Origin of the sequence: Amycolatopsis sp. cmx-4-54 (genome assembly GCF_046548895.1) — a bacterium.
Classification (GTDB): domain Bacteria; phylum Actinomycetota; class Actinomycetes; order Mycobacteriales; family Pseudonocardiaceae; genus Amycolatopsis.
The window spans coordinates 298688-311301 of record NZ_JAEBEJ010000004.1 but is presented as its reverse complement, the minus strand read 5'-3'; the positions used below and the strand labels follow the sequence as shown (position 1 = coordinate 311301).

Here is a 12614-nt window from a genome sequence, read left to right as displayed (position 1 = left end):
CCCTGCAACCTAGACGAGTCGGCCCTGCCTGGCGCTGGAAACCAACTGATCGGCCTAGGCCGCGTCCGGCAGGTCATGTTCGCGGTCTTCGCGCCCAGGCGGTCCCTGGCGGCACGGACGGATGCGGCCGAGTACGAGGGACCCCTGGATCACGAAGCTCATCGGACGCGGCCTGGGCGATCGTGGCAGGTGAGCGCTGTGATAACTTGGAGCGAACTGGGACTTCTGTGCGTTAGCAAACCGGCTGTTCGGGCTGGGACGGCTCCCGCGGAGGTGTCAGGGCACCGTTGGGGCCGGTAGCTCAGTTGGTTAGAGCAGGGGACTCATAATCCCTTGGCCGTCGGTTCGAGCCCGACCCGGCCCACTACGTCAACGTCGCTGCGGGATGTTGGTCCTTCGGCGGCAATTTCGCCTCGGCGTTAATCGCGGCTGGGCTCCGTTTGCTCCGGTGTGCTGAAAGTAGAAGTGCCCTGCCGAGCCGGTTGGTGGAGTTGCAGCCTTTCTGCTCCTCGTCACAACCGCTGCGGTGAGGACTTCAGTAGTTCCAGTGTTCACCCTGATGTGCCGCTTATAGGTCGATACCGGCGTCCGGGCGGGCCCGACTGGACGTCTGGTTTCCGGCGGGTGCGCGAGGCGCGCTGAAGATCGTGGCTGCGGCAGCGCTCACGTGCTGCTCTCGGATAGTCGGCTTCAGCGGCGCGAAGCACCTAGCGGAGTCACTCAAGGGGGAAGCCTGCTGAACTGCGAGAACAGCATCGATGACCCCTCACTGCCAGTTCGAGCAGGGCGCTGACCTGCGGTTATCGAGAACCCGCTGGTCGGCTGGAGCAGTGGTGCTCAGTTCGATGGGGTCCGGTGCAGTTGGGCGCTGTTGTAACCGACGGTGTGCTCCAGGACTGCTCCAGGAAAATCGGTGTGAGAGTCGGACTGCCAGTGACAGTCGTGGGTGATTGCCTTTGTCCTGGACTCGATACCTGGCTTCTTGCGCAGTCGACGGGCCAGTGCTCGCCATGTTCAGTCTGCCTGGGCAGGCCGTCGTCGACAGCGTCCGCTCATGCCGATGTGCAAGCGGCAAACCGTGGTCGATCGGAGCACGGCAACCGGCCGACTCCGCGCATCTTGTCGGTGTCGTCTGCGAGGATGCCGATCTTGACTATCGGCCCGCACCGGAAGGAAATCCACCCGTGACCACTTATCTGCTTGTACCCGGCGCCTGGCACGGCGGCTGGTGGTACGACCCCATAGTCCCCGCTCTCAAGGAGGCCGGGCACACCGTCATCGCGCTTACCCCCTTGGGCCTGGATCCGGACGCGGACCCGCCACAACAGGTGATCACTCTGGACGACCATGTGCACCAGGCCATCCAGGCACTGCGGGCAGTTCCGGCGGAGGCGGACGGCAAGCGTGATGCAGTCCTCGTCGGCCATAGCTACGGCGGAAGCATCATCAGCGGTGTCGCGGACGCCGAATGCGACCGAATCCGAGCACTGGTCTATTTGGACGCGCTGATCCCCGAGAACGGGGATTCCAGCTGGTCGATGACCAACGACGAGGAACATGCCTGGTACGTCGACGGGTCGGCCCGTACCGGAGTTTTCGTTGACCCCTTGCCGTTTTTCGATAAGCGTGCACGCCCGCACCCGCTGGCCACACTGATGCAAGCCTCAAAACTCACGGGGTCGTGGCGCCGCGTACCCATCAAGCACTATGTCGAAGCAACAGCGTGGCCTGGCAAATCCCCACTCGCGGCGGTGACGGCGAAAGCGCGCGCCGACCAACAGTTCACTGTGCATGCCTGGAACACCACACACAACGTCATGCACAGTGCTGCAGAACTCGTCCTGAAGCTCATCGCCGACCTGTAACCGGCCCCTTCGCGTAGGTGCCGCAACCTCGGTGCAGACCACACGCGGGATGCGGTCCCAAGGGCCGAACGTCCTCTTCTGCCGCGAAGCGCGCGTTGGGTGGTTCCCTGCCTCGTGTCTCTTGTGGATGGTCATCGGGATGTGCGTGAGCGTTTTGAGTCGTTCTTTTCAAGGGAAAGGCGGAGCCCGGTCACCCGAGGCGCGCGCTGTCCGCGATCCTGGTGAGGTCGTCTTCGGCAGGTGAGTCCGGCATCTGCAGGTCACCCCACACCACGACCAGCAGTGTCCCCTGCGCGGTGGGCAAGGCGACCACCCGGTAGGTGGTCGACGGCGGGTCGCAGTCGTCCCTGCCGTGCGGGGTGACCGTGCCCTGCACCTGCGCCCCGCCGTCCGGGCGGCGTCCGACGGGGCCGGAAGACACCTGACCGCCGCTGCGGAAAGCCCGCGTTCCCCGATACATCAACGCGTCCGCCGCGGCCGCCATCGGATCGGTGATACGCGCCCGGTCGAGGTACAGCTGGCCGAGGATGGCTTTCGGATTCGCTGCGCAGTAGCCCGGTTTGTACCGCGCGCCTCGGGTTCGAACGTCCGGGATGTAGGTTCCATCGACCGGCTGCCAGGTGGGTGGCACCTCGACGAACACGCCCAGCCCGAGCTCCAGCGTTTTCCAGCCGGGCGCCGGCGGGGTTCGGGAGGTGCTGCTCTCGCTGATGGGCCAGGATGAGGCAGCGCTGTCGTCCTTGCTGTTCAGGAACACCAGCAGCCCGGCCACCAGACCGGCGATCACCACCAGCACGCCGACGGTGATCCCGGCGATCATCCCCGTGCGACGCCGTTTCGGCGAAGGTGCCGGGTAACCGGGCTGGGACGGGAAATCGGGAAACCACTGCTGCTGCCCCTGTCGCTCCACGAGCGCAGGTTAGCCCTCCGGCACGCGGTTCCGGTGCTGCTGTCCGCATCCTGCCAACGTCTTGTCATGCCGATGAGCGAACAGCGCTTCTCGTGGCCGACGATGAGACCTGTCCCACTGGCGACGTTTTGACTGGACCTCCACCAAAGTGCAGGTATGAGACTGGTCCTATGACGATATCGAGGACCGACACACCGTCGCGGTGGATCCACCAGTACGCGCATCCCCTGGTCACCTTCGATCCCGAAGGACCACTCGCCGATCTGGAGCCACTGCGCAACATGGTGCGTGACGCGAATCTGGTGAACGCACGGTCCCAGAACGCATCGGGTGCGAGGAGCTCCCGACACGGGGCAACCTCGGTTATAGAGGACGCGCGGGGAGTTGAGCGCGCCCTCGTGCAAGGTGGGGCCGTCGGTTGACACCGCGTCTCTGGGCACGGCGACCTCGAAGTTGCGGGCCAGTGCGGCTCGGGCGGTGCACGGGCCCTACCCGGCCATCATCACGAAGTGCGGCTGGAGTTCTAGCCGGTCGACGTCTCGAACTTGGCCGTCGCCTCTGTGAGATGTGGCCGTGGACTGGCCACATCTCGCTCTAATGTTCGGGTGTGCGGCGACAATCCTCTCGACGGCGCGGCGCCGCCGCTGCGAGTTTCGTGATCGCCGTCACCCGTCAGTTCGTGGAGTGTCGGCAAAGTCGGCTGTGCAAGCCTGCAGGTTCCCGACGAACCCAGTGAAGATCGAGGATCCGAGTGCAGAGACTGTCCATCGTCCTGACAACATTACTGGCTGTGCTGGCCTTGACGCCTGCCGCGTCCGCCAGTGCGACGCCCGGTTTCGACCGGGAGCTCCAGACGCGTATTACTCGCGCGCAGGCATATGCCGACAGCAGGCCCGGTGACACCGGGATCGTCCTGCGGGACCGGTGGACCGGTGCCATCTACCGCAGTTCGGCGGCCGGCACGCTGATCTGGGCGTGCTCGACGCCGAAGCTGGCCATGGTCGTCGACCTGTTGCTGCGCAACGACTCCGGCGCTGTGCGGCTGACCACTGACGACAGGGACTTGATGCACCGGATGCTCAACTCCAGCGATGACGCCGCCGCGCACACCCTGTGGACCCGCTACGGCGGCGAGGCCGAGTTCGCCCAGCGATTCCCGTCCTACGGCATGACCGACATGCGCTTCACCGACCAGCACCCGCACCACTGGGGCTGGATCCTCACCACCGCGAACGACCTCGACCGCCTGATCAACTACGTGCTGACGCGGTTACCCAGGCAGCATCGCGAGTACATCGTCCGCGAGATGCGCACCGTCGACGTCAACCAGCAATGGGGCGTCTGGGGCGCCGGCTCGGCCGGGCGGCCGGGCAACAAGAACGGCTGGTCCGACGACAACGACGACGGCTCCTGGATCATGAACTCGGTCGGCTTCGTCGGACCGCACGAGCGCTACACCCTCGCCCTGATGAACAACACCAAAGTCATCCACAATGGATACGAGACCGGCCAGGAGACCACCACCAAAATCAGCGAAATCCTGTTCAAAGGCTACTTCAAGAACTGACCAGTCCGATCGGCCACGGTGACGCCTGACGAGCGAAGGCTGCTCGACTGCGACGGCGTACGTTGCCGGGATGTCGCGCGACAGAGACCACCTCACACTTTCTGCTCACTATGCACAGAAAGCCTATTTGCGCGTCCGGCCGAGTCTCTGCCACGTATCAGATGCGATCTGTCTCATGGAAACGGGCTGGTCACGCTCGACTATCGCTTGGGCTCGTTTGTCGATAATGCGTTTCTGCAGCTAAGTCACAAGAACCGCACCCCGTCGCAGGCCAGTGACACTGAACGCTGATGACCATCGGCACACAAGACGGCCGTCGGTTACAGACCGAACATGGAGGAACTCAATGGCGTCATTCAATGTGAAACCATCCAAACCAGTCGCGATATTCGGCGCGCTATTCGGAGTGGCGATCCTGTTGTTCGGCGTGTTCAGCGGGATCGGGCGCGGCAACGGCTTCATCTGGCTTTGGGTAGCTGCGGGAATAGCGATCATGGGGTTCAACCTGTGGGCGGCATTCAGTAAGCGTGGCGCCACAGAGATCCTGGAAAGCCGCGACGAGGACCAAACAGCCTGACCAGGGGTGAGACGATGACTTCGGGTCCTGCCACAGTGTGCTGCACTGCGGCAGGATCTGATCACATCAGGCAGTCACGCGCAGGTCCAGTAAACGCCAGAAGAATTCCCAGAGCATCCGGTCCAACGTTGTCGTACGGCGGCGTGGCCGCCGCGGCCAGCAGCGTGCGGATGTGCTGAACAGTGCGCACATCCTCGTCCTGGTACTCGCGATATCCGCTGGGCGGCGGTGTGGCGTCAACAGGCCCTGCTCCTCGTAGTGGCGCAACAGCCGGACGCTGACCCGGTCCGCTGGGACAAAGCTCCGATACGCACGTGCCGATCGCCACACGTTTCCGAGTTGACTCTCACATCGATGTGAGAGTTTAACGTGTCGATCATGACGACATCGCAGCCGACCAGCCCGCACAGCAATCCTGTCACCGTCATCGGTCTCGGCCCCATGGGCGCGGCCCTCGCCGAGGCGCTTCTGAAGCAGGGGCACCCTCTGACGGTGTGGAACCGCACTCCAGACCGAGCCGAGGATCTCGTCACCAGGGGTGCCCGCCGCGCGGCGACCGTCGCCGATGCGGTGTCCGCGAGCCCTGTCACGATCATCTGTCTCAAGGACTATGAGACCACGTACGGGATCTTCGAGTCCGCCGATGACGCCCTGAAAGGCCGCGTCCTGGTGAACCTCAACTCCGGCACGCCGACGGAGGCACGCAGGGCACTCGACTGGGCGACCGAGCGTGGGGCGGAGTACCTCGACGGGGCGATCATGGTGCCGCCGCCGCTCGTCGGACACCCCGAGTCCGTCTTCCTGTACAGCGGTTCGCGGGACGTCTTCGACAAGGCCGGGGTCGTGCTGTCGAGCATGGGGGACCCACGGTACCTCGGCTCTGACCCGACCCTGGCGGTGCTGTACAACGCGGCATTGCTCGACATGATGTACGCGACCATGAACGGCTTCTTGCATGCCACCGCCATGGTCGGCTCGGCGAACGTCTCGGCGGTCGAGTTCACCAAGCTCGCGCTGGGCTGGTTCATGCCCTCAGTGGTGGACTCGACCCTGGCCGCGCAGGCGCCCGAACTGGACAAGGGCAACTACCCCGGTGACCTCGGCACGATGGAAATGAACCTGAACGCGCTCGAGCACATCACCCGGACCTGCCTGGAACAAGGCGTCCACTCCGACCAGCCGCGACTGATGAAGGAGATCGCCGAACGGGCGATCACCGAGGGCTACAGCGGAAAGAACTATCTGGCTGTGTTCGAGATCTTCAAGAAGGCGACGCCGGCCTCGTGACCCTCTTGCCGGGCGTAGGCGTTGGGGAAGCCGGAGCCCTGCACGGTTTGGGTGGCGTCGTTGACGCTCATGGTCTGCCAGTTCGGTGTGGTGATCTGTTGCGGTGTGCCCCAGCCCATCGAGGGGAGTTGCCGGAAAAGTCCGAGGGAGTCGCGGCCGCACCCCGCGACGACTAGTTCTTCCCGCGTCGGTACTCGCTGGGGCTGCACCCGTGTTCTCTGCGGAAAGTGCGCGAGAAGTAGAACGCGTCATTGTAGCCGATGGTCCTGGCGATCTCGGAGATGTCGCGGGACGTGGTGACGAGCAGCTCGCGCGCTCGGGCCATCCGCAGGCGCTTGGCGTATTCGACCACGCCGCAGCCCGCCGCCATCCGGAACAGGGCCGCGAAGTGCGAGGGGGACAAGCCCGCCGTGCGCGCGAGCTCTTTGACGATCACCGGCTTCGCGAAGTTGTGCCGCAGGTACTCCTGCGCCTGGCGAACCGGCTCGGTGGGCTGGTGGGCTTCGGTCAGTGCGTCCGCGGCCAGCTGCGCCAGTAAGGTCCAGCCCGCGCCGGAGGCCGAGATAAGGTGCGGGAAGGTCTCGTCCCGCTCGAGGAAGCCGATGGCGTCGTCGATCGCCGAGACGGCCCGGTAGACGTCGCGCACCTCGATGATGGCTTCTCCGCCGTCCGGCGTGACGACCGTGAGCAGCTCCGAGACCTGGGAACCCGCGGCGTGCAGCCACCAGATCGTCCAGGGGTCACGCGAGTCCGCCCAGTAGAAGTGCGGGCGGGATGGGGGCAGGACCAGGGCATTTCCCGGCCTGATCACGCTCACTCCGCCGTCGGCCTCGCAGTATCCGACCCCGTCGGTGCAGACGATCACGATGGCTTCCGGTGCGCTGCGCGGGCGGTGCATGCCGTGGTTGGCCGCGCTGGGGAAGTACCCGGCGTCGGTGACGAGCAGGCCTGAGGTCGGTGCTCTGCGCAGGGCCGACGCCACCAGCGGCCGCGGCAGCACGCGCAGCCGCTGACCTGGGAAGCCATCGGGCATCAGCATCCGCACACCGTACAGCCGGCCGTCGAATCGTCCAGGTGACTCGGTCGATTCGGCCATCCCGCCGAACGGGTGCCCGGGCATAGCGTTGCCGCATGTCACAGGGTGAATCGACGCTGATCCTGCCGTCCCGCCCCGCCGAGCACGCCGAGGCCGGGGTCGCGGCGTGGCGGGCCGGGGTGATGATCGACAGCTACCTTCCCGAGGCGCCCGACCGGTATCCCGCCTACCTGGACCGGCGCGTCTATCAGGGCTCCTCCGGGCGGGTGTATCCACTGCCGTTCCATGACCGGATCAGCCCGGTGAAGGCCCCGGCGAAGTGGGACGCGGTGCACCTGGAGAACCGCTGGCTGCGGTTGATGGTGCTACCCGAGCTCGGTGGCCGCATTCAGGTCGCTTTCGACCGCACCAGAAACTACGACTTCTTCTACCGCAACCCGGTGATCAAGCCCGCTCTCGTCGGCCTGACCGGCCCGTGGATCTCCGGCGGAGTCGAGTTCAACTGGCCGCAGCACCATCGACCCGCCACGTTCCTGCCGACCGACGTCGAGATCGAGCACGAGTCCGATGGCGCCGTGACCGTATGGTGCTCCGACCACGATCCCTTCGACCGGATGAAGGGGATGCACGGCGTCCGGATGCGGCCCGACAGCGCCGTCCTGGAGTTGCGGGTGCGGCTGTACAACCGCGGCGAGCGGACCCGGACGTTCTTGTGGTGGACCAATATCGCCGCGCGAGCGGATGAGAACTACCAGTCGTTCTTCCCGCGAGACGTGCGGGTGGTCGCCGATCACGCCAAACGCGCGACGACCGGCTTCCCCGCCGCGGATCGGGCCTACTACGGAGTCGACTACCCGGCCCGGCACGCCGAGGTCGGCACGGTCGCCGGTGGGGTGCGGGTCCGCGGGGACCGCCTTGACTGGTATCGCAACATCCCGGTGCCGACCTCGTACATGTGCGTGGGCAGCAAGGAAACGTTCTTCGGCGGCTATGACCATGCCGCGCGGGCGGGGTTCGTGCACGTCGCCGATCGGCAGATCGCGGTCGGGAAGAAGCAGTGGACTTGGGGCGCTTCGGAGTTCGGTGACGCGTGGGGCCGCAATCTGACCGACGACGGTTCGGCCTATGTCGAGTTGATGGCCGGGGTCTTCACCGACAACCAGCCGGACTTCTCCTTCCTCGCGCCCGGGGAGACGAAGGTGTTTTCCCAGTTTTGGTATCCGATTCAGGAAATCGGCCCGGTGCACGCGGCAACCGTGGGCGCCGCGGTGCGAGTGGACCTCCAGGGACCGAGCGCACGGGTCGGAGTCGCAGTGACGGCTGACCGCCCCGGATGCCGCTTGCTGCTCGTTGACGGCACGGGGGCCGAGATCGCCGAGGTGCGCGCCGACATCGCGCCGGGCAAGCCCTTCCAGGAGAGCATCCCGCTGACGCGGCCCGCTGATCGACTCGTGCTGCGCGTCCTCCACGGTGACGAACTGTTGGTGGAGTGGGATTCCCTGGTCCCCAGCGCGGCCGATCAAGTCACCCCGGCACGCGAGCCCGCCGCGCCCGAGGACGTGCCGACCGTGGAAGAGCTGGCCGTGATCGGCGCGCACCTCGATCAGTACCGGCACGCGACGCGCTCGCCGGAGCCGTACTGGCGTGAGGCATTGCGTCGCGATCCGGCGCATGTCGCGGCCAATGTCGGGCTCGCTGGACTCGCGTATCAGCGTGGTGACTTCGCTGAGGCGGAGAAGTTCTTGCGGGTATCCGTTTCCCGGCTGACGACGTTGAACCCCAACCCGGTCGACACGACCGCGCTGTACTTCCTCGGTCTCGTGCTGGAGCGACTCGGCCGGGCCGAAGAGGCGTACGACGTATACGGTTCCAGCTCCTGGGCGCGGGCGTGGCGGGCACCGGCGGGCTATCGCATGGCGCGCATCGACGCCGCAGACGGGCGGAACACGGAGGCGCTGGCCAGGCTCGAGGATGTGCTGCGCACCGAGCCGGAGCACCTGCAAGCCCGTGCGCTCCAGGTGATCGTGTTGCGCCGTAACGGAAAAGACGGTCAAGCGGCAGAACTCGCCGAAGCCACCCATGCGCTTGATCCCCTGGACTGGTGGACGCGCGATTTGCTCGGCCTGCCTCTCACCACGGACGCGCAGACCTGCCTTGACATCGCGCTGGAGTACATCGGCGTCGGTGAGCACGATGCGGCGCTGCGGGTACTCGACGTCGCCCGCGAGCGGGAGGGTTCTCGCGCGATCGGCCAGACAGCGGCCGGGCCGTTGCTGGAGTACTACCGAGCCGAGGTGCTGCGCAGGCTGGGCAGAGCCCACGAAGCGAGCGAAGCCGTTGGGAGGGCGCAAAGTCTCGACGCGACATGGTGCTTTCCTTCGCGGTTGGACGACGCGTTGACGTTGGAGCGCGCGGCGGACTCCGACGACACGGACGCGCGGGCTCGCGCGCTGCTCGGACACTGGCTCTACGCCAACGGACGCCCTGACGACGCGTGCGCGGCCTGGAACGCCGCGGCGGCGATCGACCCGGATGATCCCGTGGTGTGGCGGAATCTGGGGCTCGCGGCCTTCAACCACCTCGGTGACGCCGACCAGGCATGCGCGGCCTACGACTCCGCGCTCGCCGTCGCGGGGGACGACGCCAGGTTGATCTTCGAGCGTGACCAGCTCAGTGCGAGGCGCGGCGTGCCGCCCGGGCAGCGGCTGGACTGGCTCTTGCGGAACCGTGCCCTGGTCGAGACGCGGGACGACGCCACCCTTGAGCTCGCGCACCTGCTGATCACCGCCGACCGGCTCGATGAGGCCCGCGAACTGCTGCTCGGCCGCACCTTCCAACCGTGGGAGGGCGGTGAAGGCGACGTGCTGCGCGTGTGGGACCGGCTGTGCCGCGCGCGATCCACAGTGGACGACGCGTTCGCGCCGCCGGAATCCCTCAGCGAGTCAAGGCATCCGCTCGCGAACACCGCGCAGCTGCACCTGATGCGAGGTGACGTGCTGGGGGACCGGGCGGCGTGGGAGCTGGCCGCCGCGCAGCAGGGCGACTTCGTGGGGATGAGTACCCAGCCCTATTCCGAGGCGACCTATTCTTCGGTGCTCGCGCTGCGCAGGCTCGGTCGCACCGAGGAAGCCGACCGGCTCACCGAGGCGTTGCGAGCCTTCTGCGACACGGTGGAGGCAAGCCCGCCGACCGTGGACTACTTCGCGACTTCGCTGCCGTCGATGTTGTTGTTCACCGAGGACCTGGCCGCCGCACAGCGGCGCCGAGTAGCGTTTTTGCGGGCGCAGCTTGACATTCTCGACGGGCAGAACGCAAGCGCGGGTGACCGGTTGGCCGCGCTGCTGGCCGAGGACCCGCACCACGTCGACGCGCTGGACCTCGTCCGAGCGATCCGGACCCCGACACGGTGACGGCGTCTGTGCGCCGCCACCGCGCGCGGAATTCCTTGGTGTCTGTTGGTGAACCCGCGTCCGCGATCGCGTCGGAAGAGCGCTGCCTGATCAAACCTCTCACGTTCGCTGGGAAAGGGCGCCCTGCCACCGCGATAGCGGGGCCTTCGGCCGGGCGGGTTCACGCGTTACGTCCGTTTTCCGAGTTCGAGCTCGGCTCCGCCAATCGGCTCTTACCCGTCAGGGATATCCGCCACGGTTCCGGTCGCGGCCGCGTCGGCGTAGTTCGCGAGGCGCTCGGCCATCGGAACCCCGGCGCGATGGGCTCGCCGACCGGTGCCGCCGCGCTGCCACGGCGCCGGGCCGGTCAGCGGGCGGAACTCGACTCCGGCCGCCGCCAGCCGGTCGAGGTGGCGGGGCAGCCGCCGGTGGAGATCCTGCGTGCGGGAGCCCCAAGCGATCTCCGCGAAGGCACACGTTCGCGGGTACAGGAGGTAGTCGACCAGTCGTGGGTCCTCGACGAACTCGGTCCACATCTGGCACTGGATCCCTCGCACACGAGCACTTTCGGTTTCGGACCAGTCCCGCGGGATCGGCTCCCACGAGGCGACGTCGTCGAGGGTGACCGGGCCACCGATCGCGAGCGGCTCGTCGGGGTGGGCCTCCTGGAAGTAGTCGAAATAGGTCGGCATGACCGGCGAGAGCACGACGTCGTGACCGGCTGCCGCCGCCCGGCGGGCGACCTCCGCGCCACGCCACGCCATGACCAGCGTCGTGGTCGATTCCGCGTCGGCCGCGGCTCCTTGCGCGGCAAAGCTGTCGTCCCACGTGACGGGTGTTTTGCCGTGCTCGGCCAGCATGTGCCGCACTTCGGCCATCAGGGCGGCGAAGATCTCGGCACTCCCGGAGAGCCTCCGCTTGTCGGCGAACGCACGCACCACCGGGTCGTTGTCCCACGCCCGCAGGACGGACTCGTCGCCACCGACGTGCACGTAAGGGGAAGGGAACAGCGGGAGCAGCTCGTCGAACAGGAGGCGCAGGAACTCCAGGGACTGCTCCGACGGAGCCAGGAGCGCGTCGTGCACACCCCAGTTCGGGTGCACCGCGCGATCCGGCACGGACGGGGACCCGAACTCCGGGTAGGCGGCCAGCAAGGCGCCGGTGTGGCCGGGAACGCCGATCTCCGGGACGACCGTGATCGCGCGGTCCGCCGCGTAGGCGACGATCTCGGCGAGGTCGTCGCGGGTGTAGTAGCCGCCGTGCGGTGTGCCGTCGTGGACGACCTCGTCGGAGTAGTGGCTGACCTGGCTGGTCGCCCGCCAGCTGCCGACCTCGTGCAGACGCGGGAAGCGAAGGCTCTCCACCCGCCAGCCCTGGTCGTCGCTGAGGTGCAGATGCAGGGTGTTCAGCTTGTGCGCGCTCATCAGATCGAGGTGACGCAACACCTCCCGCTTGGGCAGGAAGTGCCGGGCGACGTCGAGGAGCATTCCGCGCCAGCGGAATCGTGGGCTGTCCTCGACGCGGACTACCGGTGCGACCCACCGAATGTCCGACGGCGCGGCCTGCCGGTAAGCGGCGTCGGGCAGAAGCTGACGCAGGGTCTGCACGGCATACACGACACCGGAACGGTCCGCCGCGGTGATGGTCACTCCGGTCTCGGTCACGTCGAGCACGAAACCCTCGGGAGGGGTCGCGCCCGCGCGGAGCAGCACCCGCAGACCTGCGGGTTCGGTGACCACCTTGCCGGCCATGGGCAGCAGAGCGATCGCTCGCAGGACCGCCGCCCGTTCCTCAGCCGGCACGTCAAGGCGCACCGGGAGTTCGGCCGGAAGCTGGAACACCCCCGCGCCGAGCAGCACCGAGTGAGGTTGGGGGACGAGGTGCGCCGCTCGCCCTCGCGCGTCGTCGTTGCTCATGATCGCCGCCTCCCTGTATGCGTGAACATGTTTCTTTCTGTTCACTCATCGTTTAGAGTACGCACAA

8 protein-coding genes and 1 tRNA gene are annotated in these 12614 nt (G+C 66.7%); 6 read left to right on the top strand and 3 right to left on the bottom strand.

What is annotated here, in order from left to right; all coding sequences use genetic code 11:
* The first annotated feature begins 290 nt into the window (after window positions 1-290).
* A tRNA-Ile gene (locus ACLJQ7_RS15310) sits at window positions 291-364 on the top strand.
* 820 nt (window positions 365-1184) lie between these two features.
* A complete protein-coding gene (locus tag ACLJQ7_RS15305) occupies window positions 1185-1865 on the top strand; it encodes an alpha/beta fold hydrolase (RefSeq protein WP_410648867.1) in 681 nt (226 codons plus the stop codon).
* 190 nt (window positions 1866-2055) lie between these two features.
* On the opposite strand, the gene ACLJQ7_RS15300 is transcribed toward ACLJQ7_RS15305, so the two are convergent.
* Window positions 2056-2775: a hypothetical protein gene (locus ACLJQ7_RS15300; protein WP_410648866.1), complete on the bottom strand. Its 720-nt coding sequence runs from the start codon at window positions 2773-2775 to the stop codon at window positions 2056-2058.
* Window positions 2776-3526: 751 nt separating this feature from the next.
* Between ACLJQ7_RS15300 and ACLJQ7_RS15295 the strand changes: the two genes are divergently transcribed.
* The 3 genes from ACLJQ7_RS15295 to ACLJQ7_RS15285 all read left to right on the top strand — a co-directional run bounded on the left by ACLJQ7_RS15295 (window position 3527) and on the right by ACLJQ7_RS15285 (window position 6206).
* The gene (locus ACLJQ7_RS15295; protein WP_410648865.1) at window positions 3527-4342 is read left to right on the top strand and encodes a serine hydrolase; all 816 of its coding nucleotides are present in this window, start codon (window positions 3527-3529) and stop codon (window positions 4340-4342) included.
* A gap of 346 nt (window positions 4343-4688) precedes the next feature.
* The gene (locus ACLJQ7_RS15290; RefSeq protein WP_410648864.1) at window positions 4689-4919 is read left to right on the top strand and encodes a hypothetical protein; all 231 of its coding nucleotides are present in this window, start codon (window positions 4689-4691) and stop codon (window positions 4917-4919) included.
* Window positions 4920-5297: 378 nt separating this feature from the next.
* Window positions 5298-6206 (top strand): NAD(P)-dependent oxidoreductase, encoded by a 909-nt coding sequence (locus tag ACLJQ7_RS15285; RefSeq protein WP_410648863.1) that lies wholly within the window; start codon window positions 5298-5300, stop codon window positions 6204-6206.
* Window positions 6207-6378: 172 nt separating this feature from the next.
* Here the strand turns inward: ACLJQ7_RS15285 and ACLJQ7_RS15280 are convergent, their stop codons facing one another.
* A complete protein-coding gene (locus ACLJQ7_RS15280) occupies window positions 6379-7245 on the bottom strand; it encodes a helix-turn-helix domain-containing protein (protein ID WP_410648862.1) in 867 nt (288 codons plus the stop codon).
* A gap of 92 nt (window positions 7246-7337) precedes the next feature.
* On the opposite strand from ACLJQ7_RS15280, the gene ACLJQ7_RS15275 reads away from it, so the two are divergent.
* On the top strand, window positions 7338-10652 hold the full coding sequence (locus ACLJQ7_RS15275) for a DUF5107 domain-containing protein (protein WP_410648861.1): 3315 nt from the start codon (window positions 7338-7340) through the stop codon (window positions 10650-10652).
* Between the two features lie 212 nt (window positions 10653-10864).
* On the opposite strand, the gene ACLJQ7_RS15270 is transcribed toward ACLJQ7_RS15275, so the two are convergent.
* A complete protein-coding gene (locus ACLJQ7_RS15270) occupies window positions 10865-12547 on the bottom strand; it encodes a beta-N-acetylhexosaminidase (RefSeq protein ID WP_410648860.1) in 1683 nt (560 codons plus the stop codon).
* Window positions 12548-12614: the final 67 nt, after the last annotated feature.